The sequence below is a fragment of the Paraburkholderia suaedae genome, assembly GCF_040812055.1.
In the GTDB taxonomy this organism is placed as follows: domain Bacteria; phylum Pseudomonadota; class Gammaproteobacteria; order Burkholderiales; family Burkholderiaceae; genus Paraburkholderia.
Window position 1 is genome coordinate 371,945 of sequence record NZ_JBFOAH010000001.1, and the last position, 24,732, is coordinate 396,676.

Below are 24,732 nucleotides of genomic sequence, written 5' to 3' on the forward strand. Positions count from 1 at the left end.
TGAGTGATGCGGGAGAACCGGGACGCTTCACGAATACCCCAACTGGACACGGCTAACGAACAGGGCAAGCCGGAGCGGCCCGCCAGCGAAGACCCGCAGACCGGTTCATGCAATCGGCATACGCATCTGACTTTGAATGATGAGGTGCATTCTAATACATACCTGTATTTGAATGTCGAGATGAATTGGGATTCTTATCGGTGCTAGACTTGCGCGCATGAAACGGCAACGATTGACCCGGGAGCAAAGCAAGGACCAGACGCGCGAGCGTCTGCTCGACGCTGCGCAAACCATCTTTATGAAGAAGGGATTCGTCGCGGCGAGCGTGGAAGACATCGCGGCGGCGGCAGGCTATACGCGCGGCGCGTTCTATTCGAACTTCCGCAGCAAGAGCGAACTTCTTATCGAGCTACTGCGGCGCGACCACGAAGCGATGCAGGCGGGCATGCAGGCAATTGTCGAGAACGCGGCCTCGCGCGAACAGATGGAGGCGGGCATCCTGCGTTACTACAGCAGCCTGCCTCGTGAGAACACATGTTTTTTGCTGTGGGCGGAGGCGAAGCTGCTCGCCGTGCGCGACGCTCGCTTCCGGCTGCGCTTTAACGCGTTCATGCACGAGAAGCTGGATCAGACCGGCGCATATATCCGCGAATTCTCGGCACGGGTGGGCACGCCGATGCTGATGGAGCCTGAGCGGCTCGCCATCGGATTGATGGGCTTGTGCGACGGCGTGCAGTTTTTCCACACGGCCGATCCGCAAAACGTGCCGGTGGAACTGGCTGAAGCCGTGCTGGCGAGCTTTTTCTCGCGCGTGGTGTTCGGGCGCGACGCGTGAGCCGTGCGCGGTGACGCGCTAGCGTGGGCGCGGGCCGTCGGCGCGAGCCGAACAGCCGCGCGGCCCGCGGCCGTAGATCAGGACGCGCGCGGCGGGGCGATTGCAAACGCGGAGTCTGCGGACCCGGTAAATCAGTCGTTCGGCATCGGCGCGCACAGGTCGGCGGCCGGCGACGTGCAGCCGAGTGAATATTCGCCGCTGTAGCGCAAGACTGCGGTACCTGCGTGGAGCGCCACCTTGATGTCCGGGCAGCGCTCATACGCGATGAAAGCCGAGCAGGACGCGGCGAACCAGCACACGAGCGAAAACGCGATTTTTTCCAGAAGCTGAAAACGATGTGTCATAGCGGTAATTTCCTTTCGGCCGCTATGTTACCAGCTTATAAGGGTTTATACCTAGCAGACATGGCTGCGCACCTCGCAATGGCGTGCGGCGCGTGCGTCGCCAATCTGACTGGAATGTCACCGTGGGGTCAGGGTTGGGACATGGTCGGGTCGATAGAATCGGCTGGTCGGGCAACCCGCGCGCCGTGACGCGCGGGCCTTCAAAGGCGGCGAGGCTCGCGCCGGCCCGGCATTACCGAGGCAGGAGTCGTCCCATGAATCAACTGCAGTCGATGCGCGTGTTCGTCAAGGTGGCGGAACTCGGCAGCTTCGTTGGCGCGGCCGGCGCGCTGGATCTTTCTGCGGCGGTGGTCACGCGGCATGTGGCCGATCTCGAAGCGCGCCTCTCTACACGGCTACTCAATCGGACGACGCGCCGTCTGTCGCTGACAGAGTCCGGCAGCACCTATCTGGAGCGGGTGCGGCACATTCTGGACGACCTCGAAGGCGTGGAGCAGATGGTGGTGGCGCGCAACCACGAACCGGTCGGCACCTTGCGCATCGTCGCACCGGTCGTGTTCGGACTGCATAGCCTTGCGCCGGTGGTGCAGTCGTACGCGGCGCGCTATCCGGACGTGGTGCCGGATGTCACGCTGGCCGACCGTCACGCCGACCTGGTCGAGGAAGGCTTCGACGTCGGCATTCTGCTCGCGCGGCACATGCGTAGTGCCAGCATTGTCACGCGACGTCTAACCACCGCCTGCATGACCGTATGCGCGACGCCCGCGTATCTGGCGCAGCACGGCACGCCGGCGCATCCCGAAGATTTGTTGCGGCATCCTTGTCTGAGCCGCCCGTCCGAGCAGGGCGGTGACGAACGCGTGTTCACCGGACCCGGCGGCGGCCAACTGCGCGTGCGGCCGGTCAACGCGATCGCCGCGAACAATACGGAAATGCTCCGGCAGTTCGCGCTGCTGGGCATGGGCGTGGCGATTCTGCCGAGTTATCTGATCGCCAGGGACCTGGCGTCCGGGCGGCTCGTGCCCTTGCTCGGCGACTACCGCTTGCCGCCGATCGACATCTCCATCGCGTATCCCAGCCGTCTTCATCTTCCGGCGAAGGTGCGGACTTTTATCGACCACCTCGTCGAGCACTTCCAGTCGGGTGGCGAGCGGCTGCGCGCTCCGCGGATCGTGGCGCCGGAGCACCCGGCTGTTGCTTCCTTGACTGAGACGGACGGCAACGCCAGGCTCGACCTCACGCGGGGTCTGCCGAGGACGGCCAATGCGAGCAGAAGGCGAGCCGCGCAGTCGTCGCCGGCTTGACTGCGATTTCGGGAGGGGGCGGCCGCCGACGCGCGATCGGCACCCAACGGGCCGTATGGGGATTTCGGGGAAGGCGGCTGCGGATCGGCGCGGACTGGGCGGCGACGGCCGGTAAGCGGTACCGATGCGCATGCTTCACCGGCGCGGGGAACGGAACGGGCGCTCCAACACTGTACGAGCAGCAGGCAGACGCCCGCATCCGTCTTCGGCCCTCCGACCTAAGCGACTCGCGATGCGGCGACGAAACGCACCCGGCTACCTACGCGCCCAGACCCGGCCCGTAATTTCCGCTGATCAGCCGCGTGACCGACTCGATGTCAACGTAATCCTGTTCCGGCATGCCGTCGAGCATCGACAGCACTTCGTTGCTCGCGCCGGCTTCGCGCGCCGCATCAACAAGCGCGTCCTTGTTGGTCGGGAACTGGACTTCGCTGAGGACATCGGTGATCTGCAGATCGATCGATTCGCCGGGTATAGCCGAGGCACTCATGCGATTGCTCCAGTTGGTGCGCGATTGAAATAAGTTGCGGCTGCGAGCGTGCAGACACAGGGCCAGAAGGACAGCGAGCACCCGGCTGCCCGATTCAGCTACGGAGCATCTGCAATGCAGCCACATCCGCCCGCTCGCCCTGGCGGGCCATCATTGCACACATCGCAAGCCACGCTGCGCAAGGCTTCGGTTCGAACTCGTGGCCGCGAGCACAGCCGTGGCGATGAGTCGCCGTCGTACCCGCCGCCATCAGGTCTGCAGATGCTCGTGCTGCCCCGTGAACCTGCGTTGGAGATGGCGCGACTTCGGCAGCGCAATGTGCTGCCATTGTTGCGGCCGGATGTCGCCCGCGGCGGGGACATCCGGCGCCGGCGGCGCGACGGGTGCGGCATCGGCGCGTTCAGCGAGGCTGCTCGCGTTCGTGCCGTCCGACGCCGTATGAACCGGTGCGGCGAAGCACGAGGCGGACAGCGTCACCATGGTCAACAGTGTCGAGGTTTTCATCGCCCGACCTCCTAAGCTCATGCGGCGCAAAGAGTTGAGCAAACGCTGTGCCGTCCCCGCGTCGAAAGGACGGTGCAGGCTTCAGGCGGCATGGCCATGCGCGGCCCGCTTGTAATGACCATGTTAGATGGCAAATCCTGCAACAGCCGCACATTTGCCGCAAGACAGTATGGCGCATTGTCGGATCTTGCCACCGCTCGAACCGACGCGCCGCACTATCGCAGCACGTCAAACCGCGTCCACGGCCACGAAGGCCTGTCGCGCATGTAACCGTTCAGCCAGTTCCACTGCGGATGGCGCTTCATGAATGCCTGGGCGTCGAAAGGCCGGCCGCAGGGATGACCCCAGCGTGCGGTGAACGACATCTCACGCGCCATTTCGCTGTCGACCACTTTGCCGTCGTTGGCCCCCCACGGATTGAACGGCCCGTGATCGGTGCCCCCGAAGCGCGCGTCGTCCAGTTCCAGATGACCGCAGATGGTCCGCGAGCACGGGTTGTCGTTGCGATCGAGATAAACGTCGTGATGATCCGCGATCATCTGCTTGGCGAGTTCCACGTCGATCTTGCCGCGATGTATTTCCTCGAGCTGCATGAAGCGCAGTCGCCGCGCGCCGTTCTTGCGCACGTCCGTATAGTCTTCGCCTTCGCCGATGCATTCCTGGTTGCGGATCTTCAGATCGGTCGCAGTGTTATAGCCGCTGTAAAAGCCGTCACGCGTGGTCTCGAAGCCGGAATAGTGCAGACCCAGTTCGTAGCGCGCGATGTCGCCGGTCTTCGCATCGCCGAGCAGCCAGCTATTCGCATAGCCGCCGTTGTTGGCGAGCGCGAACATTTCGCACCATTCGCCGATGCTGTCGGCGTATTGCGACGCGCGCCGCGAACGGTAGAATTCCGGCGCGCCGGCAGGGTCATAGCCGGCGAAGTTGGAGATGGTGGTTTCGGTGACCATCAGCCCCGCCGCCGTCACCCAGAAATCGGTGAGGCTAGAGATGCAGCCCGGCAGGCCCTGCATCAGGATGCGATTGCCGCGGTCCGGCACGATGTCGAACACGACGTTGAACGCGTCGCCCGCGGCGTAGCGATCCCAGGAGTTGTGCGCCATCACGATGCGGCCGTCGCGCGTGGCGCTGCCGGTGGCGATGAACGCGCTGCAATGATGTCCGCGCCGCCCGCGCCACGGTTTCACGCCCAGCTGCGGCCGCCGCTGCGCCGCGTGCATCGGCCACCAGCTTTGCAGCAGGTCCATGTAGCCGTTCCAGGCCAGCACTTCAGCGAACGGCAGTTTCGCGCCGTCGGCGATGCCCTGGATTTCGTCGGCGAATTCCGTGTCGAGCTTGTTGGCGAACTGGGCGACCGCGGCGTCGACGAAGGTATCGAACTCTTCGCCGGTGTCCCACTTGGCGAGATACCGGGCGGTGCGAATGGCGTTCTGGATTTCGCTGGCGAGCAACTGTCCATGCTGCTCGCCGCGATCGTAGGGTTCGCCTTCGACGTGCAGAAAAATCCAGCCTGCATGGTCGCGGCGCACGGCATCGAGGGACGGTTCGCTCATCTTCGCTCCGATGGAACGGCGGGCTTCCCGGTGCGCCCGTCATGGCGTATTCGCTTTGCCGACGCCTTATGCTTGCGCCGCAACGGTCTCCCCATTGTAGAAAATCTGCGGCGCTTTGCACGGCGCCGCGAGGCTCGCGGACTGGCGTCTAGTGCGTCGGATTCATGCGGAAATAGGCATCGAGCAGCGAGGTCTTGTAGACCACGCCCGCCAGCTTCGGATGCGCGGCGCTTTCCACTACCGGCAGACGCTCCCCCTGAAACGCGAGGAAATGCTGCAGCGCGACGCCGAGCGACATGTCAGGGGTGAGCACGTCGAAATGCGGCTGCAAGTAATCCGCCGCCGTTTTCGCTACCGTGTCGCGTCCGTCAAGCAGATCGGACGTGATGTCCTTGAGCGCGACCACGCCGAGAAACGCGCCGGAATGGTTGGCCACATACAAATACTTCACCGGATATTCGAGGAACACGCGCGTCATGTCCCGCACGCTCGCGTTGGGCAGCACGACGGTCTCGGCCGGACGGATCAGCTCACGCATCTGCGTGGCGCGCAGCCGCATGCGTTCCTGCTGCTCGCGATTGCGCCGCAGCGTGATTTCGTACATCGAAGTCTTCGCGATGGCGCGCGAGATGAAATAGGCAACCACGCACGACAGCATTAGCGGCAGCACGACCTGGTAGCTGAGCGTCATCTCGAAGATCATCAGGATGGCCATCAGCGGCGCCTGGGTTGCGCCGGCGAGAAATGCCCCCATGCCGACCATCGCATACGCGTAGGGCGCCGAGGTCGCATGTGGCCACAGCGCGTGCATGCCCTGGCCGAACAGCGAGCCGACCGCCGCGCCGACGAACAGGGTCGGCGTGAACACCCCGCCGACCGCGCCCGAACCCGCCGTGGCCGCGGTCGCCGCGAGCTTGCACACCAGCACGACGACGAGCGCGGTCCAGGTCCACGGCGAATGCAGGATCGAGTTCACGACGCTATAGCCGTTGCCCCACACCTCGGGGGTCCAGATGGAGATGATGCCGACCACGAAGCCGCCGAGCGCGAGCCGCAAGGGCAGCGGCACCGGCAGCTTGCGAAAGGCCGCCTTCGACGCGTCGAGCAGCCGCAGAAACTGCGGCGCCGCCGCGCCGCACAGCGCGCCGAGCGCAACGAACAGCAGCACCTCGACCCCGGTCACCGCGGGAAACACCGGCATCTCGTACGGCGGCTTGTAGCCGCCGAATTCGCGCATCGTGATATTGGCGACCACCGCCGCGACCACCACCGGCCCGAAGCTTTCCATCACGATCGAGCCCAGCACGATCTCCGTCACGAAGAACGCGCCGGCGATCGGCGCGCTGTACGCGGACGTGATCCCGGCCGCCGCGCCGCAGGCCACGAGCAGACGCAGCCGCGACGGGTCGAAGTGCACCCAGCGCCCGATCAGCGACGCACCCAGCGCGGCCAGCTGCACCATCGGCCCTTCGCGGCCGATGGAGCCGCCGCTCGCAATCGTGAACAGCGACGATATGCTGCGCCACAAACTCAGCCACACCGGCACGACGCCGTCGCCGATCGCCACCGCTTCCATGTAGTCGACGTGATTGTGCTTGTCGGCGTGGCGCCGCGCGACCAGCAGCAGGAAGCCGGCGATCAGGCCGCCGGCCGCGGGCAGCCAGATGCGCACCGTCCACGGCAAGCTGCGCGCCATCTCGACGAAGCTGCCGGACTTGCCCACCACCGCCAGTTGCAGCAGCGCGATCGCCTCGCGAAACCCGATGGTCGCGAGCGCACCGGCAATGCCGACCACCACCGACCAGACCAGCATCGTATGGGCTTCCGAGAGTCGGAACAGGTGTTGGGCGCGCGTGCGCAGCTTGAGCAGGAATGAAAGCACGTCGGTGGGGCTGGGCGTGAAAGAAGGTTAAAAGACGCTCACCACAGCAGCGCGCCCGCTACGGATGGCGGGCGCGCTGCTGCGGGTGAGCGATGGCCGACGGCGCGGCTCACGTCGCCGCCTTGTCGAGTTCAGGGTAGTGCCGGAAGACGCAGGCCTCATTATGTTCAATGCGCCGCTCGGACTGCAGATAAGCGGCGATATTCGGCCGTTCCATCACGGCGTCGTGCAATGCGGCGAGCCGCGGATAGTGCTCGCCGAAGCGCGCGAGCGCGCGGGGGAAAGCGTACAGCAGGCCGTCGACCAGCTGGAACATCGACAGGTCAACGTACGTGAGCGCGTCGCCGACCATGAAGCGGTCGCCGGCCGGGTTCTGCTTGAGCACGCGCTCGAAGTACGACATGAACTTCGGAATCCGGTGGTCGATGAAGTCGTGCGCGCGGACCTTCGCGGCGTCTTTCTGGTCTTCGTAGTAAAGACCGCTGGCAAGCGGATGATGCGTGTCGTGCGCTTCGGTCACCACGTCGGCGATGGTCAGCTGCAGGCCGTTGGCGACGTAGCGCAGACTGTCGACCGACGGCGCGAGGTTCAGCCGCGGCCCCAGGTACAACAGGATGTTGGCGGTCTGGGAGATCACCAGATCGCCGTCCTTCAGAAACGGCGGTGCGAACGGCGGATAGGGTTCGTCGCGGCTTCCCATCACGGCCATCATTGCATCGGTGCCGAGGCCTTGCGACGGCTTGCCGCGTGCCACTTCCACATAGTCGGCGCCGGCTTCCTCCAGCGCGAGCCGCACGAATTCGCCGCGGCCCTGAAGGCCATCCCAGTAGTAAAGTTCCAGGCTCATCGTTCGATCCTCCTTGCTCGCCCGCGCGCGTCGCGTGAGCGGGTTGCAGTAACAGGTGACGCCTGCAGCAGTATGCCGTGCGAGCGCGTGCGATGGCTCCCCGAATGTGCAAAACCCCGCGCGCGGCGGGGTGGGTTCGAAAGCGGGAGGGCTTAGCCGAGCACGTGCTGGACAGCCCACGTGATGCCCAGTCCACCTGCCACCAGCCACACGTACAGGATCAGGCCGGTGCTCAGCGCACGCGGGCCGGCCTGGCGAATCTGCGAAATGCGCGTTTCGATGCCGAGGGCGGTCATGGCCATGGTCAGCGCGAAGGTGTCGAGCGTGTTGAGCGTGCCGGTCGCGGTTTCGGGCAGCACGTGCAGCGAGTTGATCGCCACGAACGCGAGGAAGCCGACGGCGAACCAGGGAACCGCCAGCTTGCGCGGGGCGCCGCCGTGCTGCGCGCCCGTTGCGGCCGAACGGCGCGCGGAGCGGTTCACCCACATGCCGACCACCAGCAAGACCGGCACCAGCAGCATCACGCGCGTCATTTTGACGATGGTGGCGATGTGCGTCGCTTCGGGGCTCACGTTGCTGGCAGCGCCGACCACCTGCGCCACTTCATGAATCGTGCCGCCGAAGAACAGGCCTGCGCCGACCGTGTCGAGACGCAACCAACCCGCGTTGAACAGCACCGGGTACAGGAACATCGACAGCGTGCCGAACAGCACCACGCTGCCCACGGCCATCGCGCTCTTGTGCGGCTTGGACTGCAGCGTGGACTCGAACGCGAGCACTGCCGCCGCGCCGCAGATGGCGCTGCCGGCCGCGGTCAGCAAAGCCGTGTCGCGGTCGAGCTTCAGGATCTTCATGCCGGCCCAGGTGCCGATGACAAGCGTGCTGACCACGACCAGCACCGATTCCGCGAGGCCCGGCAGGCCGACCTGAGCGATTTCCTGCAGGCTCACGCGCAAGCCGAAGAAGGCGACGGCGATGCGCAGCAGCTTGCGCGCCGAGAAATTCACGCCCGCCGCCCAGCTCGCGGGCATGCCGTCACGCAGTGCGTTGCCGTAGATGGCACCGGCGACGATGCCGACGATCAGCGGGCTCAAGCCCAGTCCTGCGATCGCCGGGAGGGAGGCAATGCGGGTCACGGCTGCGGCCAGCAGCGCGACGAAAAGAATGCCGTTCAGTTGCCCGCGCGCGGAAGAGGAGGCGGGTGAGGCGGCGGCGGTAAGCGGGAGGGGTGGAGTGGACATCTTCAAGCACCTGGTTCATCTGTATTCGATGGCCTAATGCTAAATTAGATATAACGATATGAAAAATCATGGTTTAGAATGTGATCTATCGGATCAACTGATATTTACGCCGGCATGACCCCTGACCAACTTATAACGTTTGCGGCCGTCGCGGAGAATCGCAATATCAGCCGCGCGGCGCTCGCGCTGCATCTATCGCAGCCGGCGGTGTCCGGGCAACTGCGCCAGCTACAGGACGAGTTCGGCGAGCCGCTATATCAGCGCGACGGCCGCGGCGTGCGTCTGACGCCGGCCGGCGAACAACTGGCGAGCTACGCAACGCGGCTGCGCGACACGTGGCGCCAGGCCCATGCGTATCGCGACGCGCTGCGAGGGCTCAAGCAGGGCACCTTGCGCATCGGCGCGAGCACCACGCCGGCGAGCTACCTGCTGCCGTATCTGATCGCCGATTTTCATCGCCGCTATCCCAACGTGACCGTACATACCGCCAATGGCAACACCAGCGAGATCGTCGAGGCGCTGGGTTCGGTGGACATCGCAATGATCGAAGGGCCGATCGGCGCCGACCTGCCGCCGGATACCGCCGTGCACGCCTGGCGCGAAGACGAGATCGTGGCGATCGTGCCGCGCGCGCATCCGTTGGCGCAGGCGAGCGAGGGCGGCCGCGCGGAACTGGCGGCGTTCGGTGCCCATCCGCTGGTGGTGCGCGAGGCGGGCTCGGCGGTGCGGCAGATCGTCGAGCGCGCGTTTGCCCGGGCGGGCGTGCCGATGCGCGTGGCGCTGGAGATTGCCGGCGTGGAGGGGGTGAAGGAAGCGGTACGGGCCGGCATGGGCATTGGCTTCGTGTCCGGCATGTCGATGCGTCACGAAGACGGCGCGCTATCCCTGCTGTCGCTGGATCCGGAGCCGCTCACACGCCGTCTGTCGATTCTCGTCCCGTACTCGAGTGCGCCGTCGCGCGTGGTCGAGCAGTTTCTCGCGCTGTGTCTTGCCGATGAGGCTTGATTAACGCCGCCGTGCCCGCCGCGCCTGGGGATTGTCTCTATGGTGCGTGAGGCGGCTTTCAGCGCACTATCAGGTATCGGAAGCGCGTCGGCGCTTTTTTTAAATGCGGGGTTGGAACCGGTTCCAAACCCCATCGCGGACCGAAAGTGAGCAGATTCGACATGACAGACGTAATCGAGATCGTGATCGTCGCCAGCGCATTCAGCACGGCTGCGATCCGCGCGCAGGGTCATCTGCGATACGCGCAGGCGAGCCGGCGGGCGGGCGCGGCCGGCTTCGAGGTGCGCCGCGAACTGTTCGCCGACGAGGCCGACGCCGCGCCCGAGCGCCTCCGTGCGCTCGGCGGCGCGATTGCCGAACTGGGCATGTGGTCGGTGTTTTCCACGCCCGCGTCGCTGTACGCAGCCGACGGACGGCTCGACGCGGCCGCGCTCAGTGGCGCGCTCGATGAAGCGAGCGCGCTCGGTGCGCGCTTCGTCAAGCTACAACTGGGCGGGTTCGGGCGCGATGCGGCCGGCGCGGCGATTGCTGAGCAAATGCAGGGCGCGAATGTGCGGCTTGTCGTGGAAAACGGCCAGCTGGCGCAAGGCGGCTCGCTCGATCAGTTCGTCGGGCTGTTCGATGCGCTGGCGCGCGAACAGCTCGCGGATGTGCTCGGCATGACGTTCGACATCGGTAACTGGGCGTGGCGCGGCATTGCGCCGCTCGACGCCGCCGCCGAACTCGCGCCACACGTCGAATACATCCATTGCAAGACGACGGTGGGCGAAGGCGCGCGGCGCTTTCCCGCCGCGCCCGCTGCCGACGATGCGCGCTTCATCGCCGTGCTCGAGCGCTTGCCGCGTAATGTGCCGCGCGGTATCGAGTTCCCGTTCGATACGGGCCGTGTGGAGGCGGACGCGGCGCACTACGTTCAATGGCTTGCCGGACTGTGACGGGCGGCCGGAACCTGAGAGAAAGAGCTGGGCGTGGAACGGAACGGCGGGCAGCCCAGGGCTCGCGGCTCGCCGATGGCGGCAAACAGGACCCATCGCCACGCTCCGCATAACCCTGGCGAAAGGAGCCGTAAAGACGCACGGCAAACCCCCGGCAACGCAGCCGCGGGACAACGATCAACGCACCGCGACCGCACGGCCACCACTCGGAAGCCGGGGCCTTGAACCCGCGGAAAAACGCACAACCCGCAGCAAAAGCAACCCGCAGGAGCAAGCATGAACACCCCAGCCGCAGCACTCGATGTCATCACCTACGGCGAAGCGATGGCCATGTTCGTCGCCGCCGAAACCGGCCCGCTCGCTGGCGTCGGGCAATTCGCGAAGCGCATTGCCGGCGCGGACCTGAACGTGGCGATCGGTTTGTCGCGGCTCGGCTTCAAGGTGGGCTGGATGAGCCGCGTCGGCCACGATTCGTTTGGTCAATTTGTGCGCGACACGTTGACGAAAGAGGGCATCGATCAGCGCTGCGTCACCACCGACGATCGCTATCCCACCGGCTTCCAGCTCAAGTCGAAAAACGACGACGGCAGCGACCCGGCGGTCGAATATTTCCGCAGCGGTTCGGCGGCGAGCCATTTGTCGCTCGCGGACTACGCGGCGGACTACGTGCTGCCCGCGCGGCACCTGCATCTGACCGGCGTCGCGCCGGCGATCTCGGCAAGCTCGCGAGAACTCGCGTTCCACCTCGCGCGGGAAATGCGCGCGGCCGGCAAGACGATTTCCTTCGATCCGAACCTGCGCCCGACGCTATGGCCGTCGCGCGCCGCGATGGTCGAGGGCCTGAACGCACTGGCCGCGCTGGCCGACTGGGTGCTGCCCGGCATCGGCGAGGGCGAGATCCTGACGGGCCACACCGAGCCGCAGGACATCGCCGCTTTCTACCTGGCGCGCGGCGCGCGCGGCGTGATCGTCAAGCTCGGCGCGCAGGGCGCCTACTTCCGCACCGCCGATGCCTCGGGCGTGATCGCGGCCAAGCCGGTCGCGAACGTAGTGGACACCGTCGGCGCGGGAGACGGCTTCGCGGTCGGCGTGATCAGCGCGCTGCTCGAAGGCAAGCCGTTGCCGCAGGCGGTGGCGCGCGGCAACCGCATCGGCGCGCTGGCGATCCAGGTGATCGGCGATTCCGAAGGTCTGCCGCAGCGCGCCGAACTGGACGCGCTGGAGCTGGCCGATATCGACGCCGCTGCACAACAGGTCAGCGGCAGCAACGCCGCTGTACCCAGCGCATGCCCGGCGTGAACGCACACCGCAGTCCGCTTTCACCGGGGCCGCCTTAGATAACAGCAAGAGCGCAACCGAGCGCCCGTTAGCATCCGTCATTGTTTTGCGAAGCCGTCAGCAACTATCTTGCATACAACCAGAGTAGACGCCAACGCGCGAACGCTGGTAGACAAAGGAGACACTCATGACCTCAACACTTGCGACTCGCCGTTGGTGGACGATCATGCCGATCGTATTCATCACCTACAGCCTCGCTTATCTCGACCGTGCGAACTTCGGCTTCGCGTCGGCCGCCGGCATCAACCAGGATCTGGGCATCAGCAAGGGGCTGGCGTCGCTGATCGGCGCGCTGTTCTTCCTCGGCTATTTCTTCTTCCAGATTCCCGGCGCGATTTACGCGGAACGCCGCAGCGTAAAGAAGCTCGTATTCTGGAGCCTCGTCCTGTGGGGCGGCTGCGCGGCGCTCACGGGCATGGTCAGCAATATCCCGTCGCTGATCGCGATCCGCTTCCTGCTCGGCGTCGTCGAAGCCGCGGTGATGCCCGCCATGCTGATCTTCATCAGCAACTGGTTCACGAAGAGCGAGCGCTCGCGCGCCAACACTTTTCTGATTCTCGGCAATCCGGTGACGGTGCTGTGGATGTCGGTGGTGTCGGGCTATCTGGTGCATTCGTTCGGCTGGAGGCAAATGTTCATCGCCGAGGGTGCGCCCGCGATCATCTGGGCGCTTTGCTGGTGGTTCATCGTGCAGGACAAGCCGCAGCAGGTGTCCTGGCTCACCCAACAGCAAAAGGACGATCTCGCCGAAACGCTGCGCGCCGAGCAGGCCGCGATCAGGCCGGTGCGCAATTACAGCGAAGCATTCCGCACGCCGGCGGTGATGAAGCTGTGCGCGCAGTATTTCTGCTGGAGCATCGGCGTGTACGGTTTCGTGCTGTGGCTGCCGTCGATTCTCAAGAACGGCTCGACCCTCGGCATGGTCGCAACCGGCTGGCTGTCGGCGCTGCCGTACCTGGCCGCCACCATCGCGATGCTTGCAGCTTCGTGGGCATCGGATAAACTCAATCGCCGTAAAGTGTTCGTGTGGCCGTTCCTGCTGGTGGGCGCGGTGGCGTTCGCGGCGTCGTTTGCGCTCGGCTCGACGCATTTCTGGCTCTCGTATGTGCTGCTGGTGATCGCGGGCGCCGCGATGTACGCGCCTTATGGGCCGTTCTTCGCGATCGTGCCGGAACTGCTGCCGAGAAACGTCGCAGGCGGCGCGATGGCGCTGATCAACAGCATGGGCGCGCTGGGCTCGTTCGTCGGCTCCTATGTGGTCGGCTACCTGAACGGCGCGACCGGCTCGCCGCTGGCGTCGTATGCGTTCATGAGCGTGGCGCTGATCGCCGCGGTGATCTTCACGCTGATCGTCAAGCCGCAGCCGGTTGCCCAGGCGCGCACGCTCGCCACCCCGTTGCAAGGAAAATAGCTGATGAAGAAGATCGTCGCCTGGAAGCCGCTGCCCGAAGACGTGCTCGCGTATCTGCAACAGCATGTGCAAGTGGTGCAGGTCGATCCCGAGCGGCACGACGCGTTCGTCGCCGCGTTGCACGATGCCGACGGCGGCATCGGCGCGAGCGCGAAGATCACGCCGGCCATGCTCGAAGGTGCGAGCCGCCTGAAGGTCTTGTCGACCATCTCGGTGGGCTTCGACCAGTTCGATGTCGCGGATCTCACGCGCCGCGGCATCGTACTCGCACACACCCCGGACGTGCTGACCGAATCGACCGCCGACACGGTCTTTGCGCTGATCCTCGCGACGGCGCGCCGGGTCGTCGAACTCGCCGACTGGGTCAAGGCGGGGCATTGGCGCGCGAGCATCGGAGCGGCCCAGTTCGGCGTCGACGTGCAGGGCAAAACGCTCGGCATCGTCGGGCTCGGGCGAATCGGCGGGGCGGTCGCGCGGCGCGCGGCGCTCGGCTTCAACATGCAGGTGCTGTACACCAACCGCAGCGCGAATCCCCACGCGGAGCAGGCCTATGGCGCGCGGCGCGTCGAGTTGCCGGAATTGCTTGCGAGCGCCGACTTCGTCTGTCTGCAGGTGCCGCTCACGGCCGAGACGAAGCATCTGATCGGCGCGGCGCAGCTGAGATCGATGAAGAAAAGCGCGATCCTGATCAATGCCTCGCGCGGCGCGACCGTCGACGAACAGGCGCTGATCGAGGCGCTGCAAAACGGCACGATTCACGGCGCGGGGCTCGACGTGTTCGACACCGAACCGTTGCCGCCCGACTCGCCGCTGCTCAAGCTCGCGAACGTGGTCGCCCTGCCGCACATCGGCTCGGCGACCCACGAGACGCGTCATGCAATGGCGCGCAATGCGGCGGAGAATCTGGTCGCCGCGCTCGACGGCAAGTTGACGACGAACATCGTCAATCGCGAGGTGCTCGCGAAGTGAACCGGTATGAACGAGTCGCGCTGGCGCCCCCGCGCGTCGACGGCCAATGACCACGCCACCGCAAACCACGCCGCGCCGCGCGACGATCACCGACGTCGCGCGCGAAGCCGGCACCGGCAAGACCAGCATCTCGCGTTATCTGAACGGCGAGATGAGTGTGCTGTCGCCGGAATTGCGCGCGCGTATCGAAGGCGCGATCGCCCGGCTCGACTATCAGCCCAACCAGATGGCGCGCGGCCTCAAGCGCGGCCGCAACCGGCTGATCGGCATGCTGCTCGCGGATCTGACGAACCCGTACACGGTCGAAGTGTTACAAGGCGTGGAAGCGGCGTGTCACGCACTCGGGCTCATGCCGCTGATCTGCCATGCGGCCAACGAAGTGGAAATGGAGCGGCGCTATTTGCAACTGCTGACCACGTATCGCGTGGAAGGCGTGATCGTCAACGCGCTCGGCGTGCGCGAGGAAACGCTGCGGCCGGTCGGCGAGGGCGGAATTCCGGCGGTGCTGGTCGACCGTCTGGTGGACGGCCTGTCTGCCGACATGGTCGGCCTCGACAATCGCGCCGCCGCCGAACTCGGCACGCGTCATTTGCTGGAGCAGGGTTTCGACGATATCTGGTTCGTCGTGCAGCCGTTCGAGCAGGTCAGTTCGCGGCATTTGCGCGAACGGGCATTTCGTGACGCGATGCGCGCGCAGGACGGCGCGCGTGCGCATACGCTGGTGCTGGATCTCGCCGATCCCGCAGCGCTCGAGGGTAGTCTCGCGGAACTGGACCGCGCGATCGAGGCGAACGCTGGCGAGCGTTGCGCGGGCACGTCAGGCAATGCAGGCAGCGCAGGCAGTACAAACAATGCAGCCGATGCAGGCGCCGCAGGCACCGCAGGCGCCGCACCCACCGCAGGCACCCCATCGCGCGTCGCTTTGTTCGCGGCCAACGCCCCGGTCGCGCTGCGTCTCGCGCTACACCTCAAAGCGCGTTACGGCGCCGGCTGGCAGACGCGCGTCGCGCTGCTTTCCATCGACGACCCCGACTGGGCCGAGCTGGCCGGCATCACGACGATCCGTCAGCCGACCTACGAGATCGGCTATCGCGCAGTCGAGTTCCTGCACGAGCGCATCGAAGGCCTGAAAAGCACCGCACGCGACTGTCTGTTGCCGGGCGATCTGATCGTTCGCGCGTCAACTTCGCGCTGATCTGCGATCATTCGGGCTGCGGCGCGCAGCCAGTGTGCGCCGTTCATCGCAAGGAAACTCATGGTCGTTGCACCGCTTACCCTTTCGAGCCTCGCGCTCGCCACGCTGTTCGTCGCCGCGTTACCGTTTGTGATTTACCGCCGTCTGCGCCGGCCGCTCGCACTGCGGCCGCGCGACGCAATCGCCGGCATCGCCGTGTTCGCGCTGTTCGCGATGGTGATCGAGCGTGCGCTGAACGACTACATGCTGCATGGAAACGAGGCGAGCGCCGCGTTTCTGTCCAATCCGCTGGCGTTCGTCGTGTACGGGGCGCTGGCCGCGGGCGTGTGCGAGGAAGTGGGACGCTTCATCGGCATACGGCTGCTGCTCAAGCGCGCCGCGGCGAAGTCCGCGCCTACCGATGACGGCACCGCGCTGACCTACGGCCTCGGCCACGGCGGAGCGGAAGCGTGGCTGGTCGGCGTGCTGGTGCAGGTGCAATGGCTCTTGTTCGCGGTGTTCGAAAACCGCGGACAGCTCGACGGCTACCTGAGCAATCTGCCACCTGACTCGCTGATGCGCATTCACCTGATCCTCGCGAGCCTGAGTCCCCAGACGGCCGGCATTTTCGCGCTGGAACGGGTGGCCGCGCTGGTGTTTCAGATCGGCCTGTCGGTGTTGATGTGGCGCGGCGTGCGAGCGGGCTGGCGCGGCATCCTGCCGGTCGCGATCGGCTTGCATGCGCTCGTCGACGTGCCCGCTGCGATGTTCCAGGCACGGCTCGTGCCGCTCGGCGCGGTGGATGCGGTGTATGCGCTGGGCGCGGTGGTCGTCGCGGGCCTGCTGATGCGGACCTTCCGGCGTCGTGCGGCAGCCGTGTGATGCGGCGCCTTACCCGACTGCGCAGTCTCCGTAGAGTCCGTGGGGTCGCTAAAACCTCGGTCCTTGCCTAAAATCCGCCTGCTTTCCGGCCCACCTTCAGTATGTTCCGGCAGACCCCATGGAAGCCTACCAATACGACTGCGCCAATCCCGAGTTCGAGGAGCTGGCGCGCGTGATCAGCGATCTGTTTCCCGAGCAGACACAATTCATCCAGCGCGCGGCCGAGGACGGCACGCCTACGTTGGCGATTCACTGGGTGGCGATGCGTTTCGGCGCGACCGCGCGTCGCATCGTGATGACTGTTGCAATCGCACCGGCCGCGCTGGCGCGTTACCGTGCGATGCCGGCACGCCTGCGAGGGCGCAGTTTTGCGGTCTTGCGCGCGTACGTGGAAGCGAGCCTCGGCTCGCTCGAAGAGCAGTACGCGAACGGTGAGCCGGTGCCCCGTGAGGTCACCGTGGAACTGGGCGACGAGTTCGCCTGAGGTGACTCAGTCCGCGCGCCGGTAGACCTTTGCAAAGCGCGCGGCCTGGACCACGCCGTAGTCGCCGGGTGCGTACTGCATGATCCAGTCGCCCGCGGCGCCGCGCAACACGTCGCCGCCGTTGGCGGAGCGCGCGAGCGAGAAGGCTTCGTTCATCTGCATGGCGAGCACGACAGCGGGGCGGTTGCGATACGCGCCAGGTTCGCCGTGCGCGAGCGCGATGTCGGCGGGAACGTACTTCGCGTCGAAGCGCTCGCGCGACACGACCCAGCGCTCACCCGTGGAGCCGGTGATCAGCGCATCGCCGACCCTATAGCGGTTCGGGCCTTCGAGGCTTATCAATTCGCCCTCGACGGCGGCAAATGCGACGCGTACCGTTTCGTCCTTGACGACGCGTTGCGCATGGGCGTGCTGGCGCAGATCGATGTTTTTGAGTTCGGTCATAAGGCGGGAGGAGAGGCCGGCGAGCATGGAAAGATGGACCGCGGCGCTTGCGTCCGGTCTGGCGCCCGACATGGCGTTCGATATGCGCCAGGTGTCATGGCCGTGTTGTGAACCGGGTACGCTGACGCCGCTTACCCGCATCATGCCAGATGCGCCTGGCGGCCGGTCTCTTCTGGTTTCTTTCAGGCGCTTTCGCAATAGGCGGCACGAGTCGCCCATCACAAAAAACCCGCCTGCGCGCCGCGCCAAACGCCGCTGCGCGCAGGGCAATGCGCTATTTACGGCTTCGCCGTCGCGTCGCTGGCGGACTCGGCATTACCCGCCTTGCCCTTGCGATGGTGATCATGGCCGCCGCCGTGCTGATGGAATGTCACGTCGGCCAGCTTCTTCTGCTCCGGCGACATGCTGTTGTACAGCGGCTCGAATGCGTCGACGAGTTTTTTCATGCCGTCCGCATGCGCTTGCGCGATCGTCGCGTACTGCTTCATGTCGTCGAGCGCGCTCACGTTGGTGGCAGCCTTGCGTTGCTCGAACAGCTTGCCCATCGTTTCGCCGTTGCCGCGCATCACGTCGGCGAACGTCTTCCATTGCGATTCCTGCGCCGGGGTGATTTTTAGCTGCGCGTGCAGATAGGCGATGCGGTCTTCGACGTTGCGCTCATGACCGGCCTTGCCGACCGGCGCGGAAGCCGCACCTGCGGGTGCCGAGGCCGGCGCGGAAGTTTGTGCGAACGCGCCGCTCATGGAAATGGCGGTGGCCAGCATTACCAGTGCTTTTTTCATCGAAACTCCTGATGTCTGTTCGAATTGGGATAGGGCGGGTGGCGAGCGGCCCGCTACGCGTCGACCGTTGGCAACGCACGGCGGCCGGCTGCCCCCGTTTCCGTCGGCAGTATTAGTAACACGATCTCCTTGCAATGCGGCTGTTATGCGACAAACGCTTACAACAGAAACGATGGGGAAATAGCTGGCGCTTCCAGTTTGCTTTCGTTGGCGTTCGTCGCTGCCAACGAGCCTAGGGCTCAAGAGCGACAGCGGCTGCTGCGATGTTTCGGCGGCCACGGCATCAAAGATGTCCTCGCATGTGTGTTCAAGATGCCTGAGCGTCTCGTGCACTCGGAAACTCGCAGCGGCCCGAGTGTTTGGCAAGCATGCGGTTTTGCGCGTGAACTTTAGGGCTGGTTTTGCGCATGAACTTTACGTCGGCGCCATCGACATCCCGCGCCCCGGACGCGCGATAATCCGCTGCACCCCGACCCACTTCTTTCTTCCACGATGAGACCTCCGCGCCTCGACCAGCTCGACGACCTCGACCGCAACCTCGTTGCGCTGCTGCAAGCCAACGCGCGCGAAAGCGTCGCGAGTCTGGCTCGCGAACTGGGCGTGGCACGCACCACCGTCATCTCGCGAATCGCGCGGCTCGAACGCAGCAACGTGATCGCCGGCTATAGCGTGCGGCTCGGCCAGGACGTGCTGGACTCGAGCATCGTCGCGTACGTCGGCATCATCATCGGGCCGAAGCACGGGCCTGCCGTGCAGAAGCGCCTGGGCAAGATGCCAGAAGTGCAGTTGCTGTGCGCGGTGAGCGGCGAATTCGATTACGTCGCATGGCTGCGCGCCGACTCGCCTGACCGGCTGAACGATCTGCTCGATCAGATTGGCGGCATGGAAGGCGTGGAGCGGACCACGACGTCGATCATCCTCGCGCGCAAGATCGACCGCGGGATGATGTGAGCGCGCATGCGAGGCCGATGGTTGCCGCGCACTGCCGATCTTGGCCCAGCGGCATCCACGCTATTTCGAGCCTGTCTCGTCATATTGGCTGATTGATTCGTCGAAACGTCGAAGTTGCTCGTCATATCGCAGCAATTTGTGCCTATGAAGTGCTTTTGCTTGTCCTTAGACTGTGACTCAAGGGTTCAGCCCGCCGTGCGCCGCGCGTGAATCGCAGCGCACGTCCCAAGCTGGAGACAGCACACGGATAACAAGGAGAAGCGCATGAAAGTAGCCATTGTGGGTGCCGGTTTGATCGGACATACGATCGCGCAGATGTTGCGTGAAACCGGCGACTACGAAGTCGTCGCGTTCGACCGCGAGCAAGCCGCGCTCGACAAGCTCGCCGCCCAGGGCATTCCGACGCGGCGTGTCGATTCCGCCGACGCAGCCGCGCTGCGCGCAGCAATTTACGGCTTCGACGCGCTCGTCAACGCGTTGCCGTACTACCTCGCGGTGAGCGTGGCGGCGGCCGCCAAGGGCGCGGGCGTGCATTACTTCGACCTGACCGAGGACGTGCGCGCCACGCACGCGATCCGCGCGATCGCCGCCGACGCCGAGCATGCGTTCATGCCGCAGTGCGGTCTCGCGCCGGGCTTCATAGGCCTTGCCGCGCACGAGCTGGCAAACCGCTTCAGCGAAATCCGCGACGTGAAGATGCGCGTCGGCGCGCTCCCGGAGTTTCCGACCAATGCGCTGAAGTACAACCTGACGTGGAGCGTCGACGGCCTGATCAATGAGTACTGCCAGCCTTGTGAAGCGATTCGCGAGAGCCGTACGCAATGGGTGCAGCCGCTGGAAGGCCTCGAACATTTTTCGCTCGACGGCACCGAGTACGAAGCCTTCAACACGTCGGGCGGCCTCGGCACGCTGTGCGAGACGCTGGCGGGCCGCGTCGAATCGCTCGACTACAAGTCGGTGCGCTATCCGGGCCACCGCACGCTGATGCAGTTCCTGCTCGAAGATCTGCGTCTTTCGAGCGACCGTGACACGCTCAAGACGATCATGCGCCGCGCCGTGCCGGCGACCGCGCAGGACGTCGTGCTGGTGTTCATCACGGTGAGCGGCATGCGCGAAGGTCAACTGGTGCAGGAAGTGTTCACCCGCAAGATCTTCGCGAAGACCGTGTGCGGCGTGCCGATGAGCGCGATCCAGATCACCACGGCCGGCGCGATGTGCGCGGTGCTCGATCTGTTCCGCGAACAAAAGCTGCCGCAAAAGGGCTTCGTGCGCCAGGAGCAGGTGTCGTTGCGCGACTTTCTTGCCAACCGTTTCGGCCAGTTGTACGAAGGGAAATCGCTGGACGCAATGGCGACGGTGTAGCTCGACCATCGTTGCGATGTGCGCGAGGCGAGGGCCGTCGGACGACGCGGCGGTGATTCCTGCTGTCGCGCTGGACCGCGAAAGCCCGCGTGGAGGACCGTGCGAGCGAGCCCTGTGGAAGGACTGTAGAGAGCGGCCGGCCGTAGATCAAGCCGCACAGAAGAGCCGTATGTCCCCGCACGGATAACACCGGAAATGCCCCGCCACGCGGGGCATGCGTGTTTCAGCGACGTTTCAGCGACGCCGCCGCAAGCTAGACCGGCACCGGCGGCATCATCCCGGCCGCCGCCCGCGGTTCGCCTATGATGCGCGCGAGCAAGGCCTCATAGTCCTGGGGCGTTGGCGCCGTGTTGTCGAACATCAACAGATCGTCGCACATCGCGCCGCTGGGCACGAAGCGGCGCTGCCGGTACTCCTCCCAGTGCGCGAGCTTGTATGCGTCGTTCGAATTCGCACGTTCGACGATCCGCTGCCGTGCCATCTCTTCCGACGTATGAACCCACACCACGCGTAGCCTGACATGCGCGCCGATGCCGAGCCACGCGCGATCGAACAGCCGCCGCTCGCGCACCTCGCGCGACAGCGGCCCCACCACCAGCGCGCTGACGCCGAGTTCAACGTTCTCGCGAGCGGTGTCGATCAGCCCGCGGTATTCGGGGTCCCGCAAATGCTGGAGGAAAAGCGGGCTGTCGCGGTCGTTCGGGTCGCCGGTCACCAACGCCATCGCGGCCGCGCTATAACCGCCGAACAGCGTGTCCTTGTCGAGCAGACAGAAGGGCGCGCGGGTCACCCGCATCAGCGGGCCGATCAGCTTCCTCGCGAGCGTGCTCTTGCCAGTGCCCGCGTGACCACAAAAGAAGACCAGATGCGTCATGAACGGATGTCCCCGGCGGTGGTGGACGGCGCCGCGGCGGCCCGCGGATCGCGCGAGAACTTGCCGTTGGCCCGCAGCCAGATCGCGTGGACGATGCCCAGGCCCAATGCCACGCCGATTCCGGGCATCCACGTGAAATACCCCATAGCGGTCTCCTTGCTTGCTGTTGCGCCGACGCGCGCGGCACGGTCGTTTAGCCTGTGGGCGCGCTAAGCGTGCGCCGAGCCGCCACGCGAAGCGCACCCGGCGCGGTCCATTTGCAGCGATCATGAAGAACAACGCGACGCCATGCAAGAGCGGCGCAGACAGGCGATTCGGCGCGGCGGGCGGAACGCTCGCGGGTGGCTGTCATGCGTCGCATGGACGAGCGCGGCAGGCAGGATAACAATTGGATACGCGTTGTTGTCCCGGCGCCGCTTAACATGGCGGCTAACGCTCATTCGTCAACGCAGACCTGGCGTGGGGCTTCGGCACAGGGCGGGGCCCGCCGGTCTGCTTCGTTTTTGAAGGTAATTCAACATGCTGATCAATTGCGCCGTCTATCAGGACGGCCGGAAGCTCGCTGACATCGACGTCGACAGCATCAGCGACTACGTGGCTCAGCCCGAGTGCTTCGTCTGGGTCGCGCTGAAGGACCCCGCGCCGGGCGAACTCGCCGTGATGAAAGCGGAGTTCGGCCTGCACGAACTCGCGATCGAGGACGCGCAACACGGCCACCAGCGTCCGAAAATCGAGGAGTACGGCGAGTCGCTGTTCGCCGTGATGCATACCGTCGAGGTCGACGAAGAGGGCGAGCTGGTGCTCGGCGAAGTCGACGTTTTCGTGGCGCGCAACTACGTGCTGTCCGTGCGCCGCGGCACGCGCGTTGGCTTCCAGAACGTGCGCGCCCGCTGCGAGCGCGAGCCGCGCCTGCTCAAGGAAGGCCCGGCCTTCGTGCTGTACGCGCTGCTCGACGATGTGGTCGATCGATACTTCCCGATCGTCGAAGCGATGAACACTGAGATCGAACTGCTGGAAGACCGCATTTTCGAGCGCAACGATTCGGCCGCGGCGCGCGCGGTCATTCAGGACCTGTACTCGTTAAAGCGCCGCCTCGTGATTCTGCAGCACCATATTTCGCCGCTGCTCGAAGCGGTCAGCAAGCTGACGGGCGGGCGCATTCCGAGCGTCTGCGAGGGCATGCAGGCGTACTTCCGCGACGTGTACGATCACCTCGAGCGGATCGTGCGCACTATCGACGGCCGGCGCGAGATGGTCGTCACCGCGGTGCAGATCAATCTCGGCATGATCTCGCTCACCGAGAGCGAGGTGACCAAGCGGCTCGGCTCGTTCGCGGCGCTGTTCGCGGTGCCCACCATGATCGCCGGCATCTACGGGATGAACTTCCAGAACATTCCGGAGCTGCACTTCCGGTTCGGCTATCCGCTGTGTCTGAGCATCATGCTGCTGGTCGACCTGATACTGTTCCGGCGCTTTCGCAAAGCAGGCTGGCTGTAGCCGGCTCGCTTGACGGGGCCCGGTAGCGGAGGGCGCGGGTGGCCATGCGCGGGTCAATGATTGGGGCTTCACGCCGCGGCCGCGAAGCTGCCCGCGGCTGCTCGTGCGGCTCGCGCAAGCGTCGGTGGCCTCGTGTTGCCGGGGGCTTGCACCGCGCGAAATAAAAGGCCAGCATAGGCGGCCCGCCGGCTGTCTTCCATTGGTGGCCGGGGGCAAAACCGCTACGCCCCGACCGAGCGAGGTACCTTGCCACACGCTGCCGCAGGCGCGCTCATTGAGCGCGCCGGCCTGAATCGATCGAGCGCCGCCCATCGTTACACATCGCCGCAGTACGCTGCGCGACGATGTACCACGCTGCGGCCGGTCGTTGACATTCCGAAAGGTCTGTGCTGACAATAGCCATCGCAAACGTTTGCGCGCCATGAAAAATATGGCTCGACCCGAGCCCGAAAAACCAGGAGATACACATGAGCCATCGCATTCGCCGTCGCATTCTCGCTGCCGCCGTTCTCGCCACCGCCACTGCCGCGCTGCCATTTTCCTCCGCCTACGCGCAAAACGCCCCGGCCCATAAGCCGAAGATCGCGCTCGTCATGAAGTCGCTCGCCAACGAGTTCTTCCTGACCATGGAGACCGGCGCGAAGGACTACCAGAAACACAATCCCGGCCAGTTCGACCTGATCACCAACGGCATCAAGGACGAGACCGATACGGCCAACCAGATCCGCATCGTCGAACAGATGATCGTCTCCAAGGTCGACGCGATCGTGCTCGCGCCGGCCGACTCCAAGGCGCTCGTGCCGGTGGTCAAGAAGGCGGTCGACGCGGGCATCATCGTCGTGAATATCGACAACCGGCTCGATCCGGACGTACTCAAGTCCAAAGACCTGAACGTGCCGTTCGTCGGCCCCGATAACCGCAAGGGCGCGGAGATGGTCGGCGACTATCTGGCCAAGCGGCTGAAGGCGGGCGACGAGGTGGGCATCATCGAAGGCGTGTCGACCACCACCAACGCGCAGCAGCGCACGGCGGGCTTCAAGGACGCAATGCAGAAGGTCGGCGCGAAGGTGGTGTCGGTGCAATCCGGTGAGTGGGAAATCGACAAGGGCAACGCGGTGGCCTCCGCCATGCTCAACGAGTATCCGAACCTGAAGGCGCTCCTCGCCGGCAACGACAACATGGCGATCGGCGCCGTCTCGGCGGTGCGCGCGGCGGGCAAGCAGGGCAAGGTGCTGGTGGTCGGCTACGACAACATCAACGCGATCAAGCCGATGCTCAAGGACGGCCGCGTGCTCGCCACCGCTGATCAATACGCAGCGAAGCAGGCGGTGTTCGGCATCGACACCGCGCTGAAGGCGCTCAGCGAACACAAGAATCAGTCGCAGCTATCCGGCGTGGTGGAAACGCCGGTTACCCTCGTGACCAAATAAGCGCCGTTCGCCCTGCGCCGAAGTCGGCGTCGCAGTCGGCGCCGAAGTCCGCGCCGAAGTCCGCGCCGAAGTCCGCGCCGAAATCCGCGCCATATCGCAGATTCATGGGTTAGCGGGCGTGTCGTGGCGTGCGGCGCAGCGCCCGGTGAAGCGTGCGAGCGTCCGATACCGGACCCGCGAATCCGCCACTATTC

Annotated in this window: 25 protein-coding genes; 14 read left to right on the forward strand and 11 right to left on the reverse strand. The window is 65.3% G+C overall.

Annotated features, from left to right (window positions below; genetic code table 11):
- Positions 1 to 217 precede the first annotated feature (217 nt).
- The gene (locus tag ABQJ48_RS01615) at positions 218 to 835 is read left to right on the forward strand and encodes a TetR/AcrR family transcriptional regulator (RefSeq protein ID WP_367835519.1); all 618 of its coding nucleotides are present in this window, start codon (positions 218 to 220) and stop codon (positions 833 to 835) included.
- Positions 836 to 966: 131 nt separating this feature from the next.
- Here the strand turns inward: ABQJ48_RS01615 and ABQJ48_RS01620 are convergent, their stop codons facing one another.
- Positions 967 to 1,179: a hypothetical protein gene (locus tag ABQJ48_RS01620; RefSeq protein ID WP_367835520.1), complete on the reverse strand. Its 213-nt coding sequence runs from the start codon at positions 1,177 to 1,179 to the stop codon at positions 967 to 969.
- A 254-nt stretch (positions 1,180 to 1,433) separates the two neighbouring features.
- Here ABQJ48_RS01620 and ABQJ48_RS01625 point away from each other — a divergent pair, with 254 nt between their 5' ends.
- Positions 1,434 to 2,483 carry a LysR family transcriptional regulator gene (locus ABQJ48_RS01625; protein WP_367835522.1) on the forward strand — a complete coding sequence of 350 codons (1,050 nt, stop codon included), beginning with the start codon at positions 1,434 to 1,436 and terminating at the stop codon, positions 2,481 to 2,483.
- 259 nt (positions 2,484 to 2,742) lie between these two features.
- Here the strand turns inward: ABQJ48_RS01625 and ABQJ48_RS01630 are convergent, their stop codons facing one another.
- From ABQJ48_RS01630 to ABQJ48_RS01655, 6 genes are all read right to left on the reverse strand, one after another.
- A complete protein-coding gene (locus ABQJ48_RS01630; protein WP_367835524.1) occupies positions 2,743 to 2,973 on the reverse strand; it encodes a DUF2795 domain-containing protein in 231 nt (76 codons plus the stop codon).
- Between the two features lie 249 nt (positions 2,974 to 3,222).
- On the reverse strand, positions 3,223 to 3,477 hold the full coding sequence (locus ABQJ48_RS01635) for a hypothetical protein (RefSeq protein ID WP_367835525.1): 255 nt from the start codon (positions 3,475 to 3,477) through the stop codon (positions 3,223 to 3,225).
- Positions 3,478 to 3,692: 215 nt separating this feature from the next.
- Positions 3,693 to 5,030 carry a C45 family autoproteolytic acyltransferase/hydrolase gene (locus ABQJ48_RS01640; protein WP_367835526.1) on the reverse strand — a complete coding sequence of 446 codons (1,338 nt, stop codon included), beginning with the start codon at positions 5,028 to 5,030 and terminating at the stop codon, positions 3,693 to 3,695.
- Between the two features lie 148 nt (positions 5,031 to 5,178).
- Entirely contained in the window at positions 5,179 to 6,912 is a 1,734-nt protein-coding gene (locus ABQJ48_RS01645; RefSeq protein ID WP_367835528.1) for a ClcB-like voltage-gated chloride channel protein, read from the reverse strand.
- A 109-nt stretch (positions 6,913 to 7,021) separates the two neighbouring features.
- Positions 7,022 to 7,759, reverse strand: a complete 738-nt coding sequence (locus ABQJ48_RS01650; protein WP_367835530.1) for a glutathione S-transferase — start codon at positions 7,757 to 7,759, stop codon at positions 7,022 to 7,024.
- Between the two features lie 152 nt (positions 7,760 to 7,911).
- Positions 7,912 to 9,000 (reverse strand): YeiH family protein, encoded by a 1,089-nt coding sequence (locus tag ABQJ48_RS01655; protein WP_367835531.1) that lies wholly within the window; start codon positions 8,998 to 9,000, stop codon positions 7,912 to 7,914.
- Positions 9,001 to 9,114: 114 nt separating this feature from the next.
- Between ABQJ48_RS01655 and ABQJ48_RS01660 the strand changes: the two genes are divergently transcribed.
- The 8 genes from ABQJ48_RS01660 (at position 9,115) to ABQJ48_RS01695 (ending at position 17,198) form a co-directional block, all read left to right on the forward strand.
- Positions 9,115 to 10,005 carry a LysR family transcriptional regulator gene (locus tag ABQJ48_RS01660; RefSeq protein ID WP_367835532.1) on the forward strand — a complete coding sequence of 297 codons (891 nt, stop codon included), beginning with the start codon at positions 9,115 to 9,117 and terminating at the stop codon, positions 10,003 to 10,005.
- 161 nt (positions 10,006 to 10,166) lie between these two features.
- Positions 10,167 to 10,940 (forward strand): sugar phosphate isomerase/epimerase family protein, encoded by a 774-nt coding sequence (locus ABQJ48_RS01665; RefSeq protein WP_367835533.1) that lies wholly within the window; start codon positions 10,167 to 10,169, stop codon positions 10,938 to 10,940.
- A 276-nt stretch (positions 10,941 to 11,216) separates the two neighbouring features.
- A complete protein-coding gene (locus tag ABQJ48_RS01670; RefSeq protein ID WP_367835534.1) occupies positions 11,217 to 12,239 on the forward strand; it encodes a sugar kinase in 1,023 nt (340 codons plus the stop codon).
- A 166-nt stretch (positions 12,240 to 12,405) separates the two neighbouring features.
- Positions 12,406 to 13,689, forward strand: coding sequence for an MFS transporter (locus ABQJ48_RS01675; RefSeq protein ID WP_367835535.1), 1,284 nt, complete (start codon positions 12,406 to 12,408; stop codon positions 13,687 to 13,689).
- 3 nt (positions 13,690 to 13,692) lie between these two features.
- Positions 13,693 to 14,658 (forward strand): 2-hydroxyacid dehydrogenase, encoded by a 966-nt coding sequence (locus tag ABQJ48_RS01680; RefSeq protein ID WP_367835536.1) that lies wholly within the window; start codon positions 13,693 to 13,695, stop codon positions 14,656 to 14,658.
- 46 nt (positions 14,659 to 14,704) lie between these two features.
- Positions 14,705 to 15,853, forward strand: a complete 1,149-nt coding sequence (locus ABQJ48_RS01685) for a LacI family DNA-binding transcriptional regulator (RefSeq protein WP_367835538.1) — start codon at positions 14,705 to 14,707, stop codon at positions 15,851 to 15,853.
- A gap of 60 nt (positions 15,854 to 15,913) precedes the next feature.
- On the forward strand, positions 15,914 to 16,714 hold the full coding sequence (locus tag ABQJ48_RS01690) for a YhfC family intramembrane metalloprotease (RefSeq protein ID WP_367835539.1): 801 nt from the start codon (positions 15,914 to 15,916) through the stop codon (positions 16,712 to 16,714).
- A 118-nt stretch (positions 16,715 to 16,832) separates the two neighbouring features.
- Positions 16,833 to 17,198 (forward strand): DUF3022 domain-containing protein, encoded by a 366-nt coding sequence (locus ABQJ48_RS01695; protein ID WP_367835540.1) that lies wholly within the window; start codon positions 16,833 to 16,835, stop codon positions 17,196 to 17,198.
- 6 nt (positions 17,199 to 17,204) lie between these two features.
- Here ABQJ48_RS01695 and ABQJ48_RS01700 read toward each other — a convergent pair whose 3' ends face one another.
- Positions 17,205 to 17,642 (reverse strand): PGDYG domain-containing protein, encoded by a 438-nt coding sequence (locus ABQJ48_RS01700; protein ID WP_367835970.1) that lies wholly within the window; start codon positions 17,640 to 17,642, stop codon positions 17,205 to 17,207.
- Positions 17,643 to 17,920: 278 nt separating this feature from the next.
- On the reverse strand, positions 17,921 to 18,424 hold the full coding sequence (locus ABQJ48_RS01705; protein WP_367835971.1) for a Spy/CpxP family protein refolding chaperone: 504 nt from the start codon (positions 18,422 to 18,424) through the stop codon (positions 17,921 to 17,923).
- A gap of 492 nt (positions 18,425 to 18,916) precedes the next feature.
- Between ABQJ48_RS01705 and ABQJ48_RS01710 the strand changes: the two genes are divergently transcribed.
- Together ABQJ48_RS01710 and ABQJ48_RS01715 are read left to right on the forward strand one after the other, a co-directional pair.
- On the forward strand, positions 18,917 to 19,375 hold the full coding sequence (locus ABQJ48_RS01710; protein ID WP_367835541.1) for an Lrp/AsnC family transcriptional regulator: 459 nt from the start codon (positions 18,917 to 18,919) through the stop codon (positions 19,373 to 19,375).
- Between the two features lie 264 nt (positions 19,376 to 19,639).
- On the forward strand, positions 19,640 to 20,737 hold the full coding sequence (locus ABQJ48_RS01715; RefSeq protein WP_367835542.1) for a saccharopine dehydrogenase family protein: 1,098 nt from the start codon (positions 19,640 to 19,642) through the stop codon (positions 20,735 to 20,737).
- A 253-nt stretch (positions 20,738 to 20,990) separates the two neighbouring features.
- On the opposite strand, the gene ABQJ48_RS01720 is transcribed toward ABQJ48_RS01715, so the two are convergent.
- Positions 20,991 to 21,611, reverse strand: coding sequence for a P-loop nucleotide/nucleoside kinase family protein (locus ABQJ48_RS01720; protein ID WP_367835543.1), 621 nt, complete (start codon positions 21,609 to 21,611; stop codon positions 20,991 to 20,993).
- On the reverse strand, positions 21,608 to 21,757 hold the full coding sequence (locus ABQJ48_RS01725) for a cytochrome bd oxidase small subunit, CydX/CbdX family (RefSeq protein ID WP_367835545.1): 150 nt from the start codon (positions 21,755 to 21,757) through the stop codon (positions 21,608 to 21,610). The genes ABQJ48_RS01720 and ABQJ48_RS01725 overlap by 4 nt, the downstream gene beginning before the upstream one ends.
- A gap of 373 nt (positions 21,758 to 22,130) precedes the next feature.
- Here ABQJ48_RS01725 and corA point away from each other — a divergent pair, with 373 nt between their 5' ends.
- Together corA and ABQJ48_RS01735 are read left to right on the forward strand one after the other, a co-directional pair.
- Positions 22,131 to 23,108 carry a magnesium/cobalt transporter CorA gene (gene corA, locus ABQJ48_RS01730; RefSeq protein ID WP_367835546.1) on the forward strand — a complete coding sequence of 326 codons (978 nt, stop codon included), beginning with the start codon at positions 22,131 to 22,133 and terminating at the stop codon, positions 23,106 to 23,108.
- Between the two features lie 467 nt (positions 23,109 to 23,575).
- Positions 23,576 to 24,538 carry a sugar ABC transporter substrate-binding protein gene (locus ABQJ48_RS01735; RefSeq protein ID WP_367835547.1) on the forward strand — a complete coding sequence of 321 codons (963 nt, stop codon included), beginning with the start codon at positions 23,576 to 23,578 and terminating at the stop codon, positions 24,536 to 24,538.
- Positions 24,539 to 24,732: the final 194 nt, after the last annotated feature.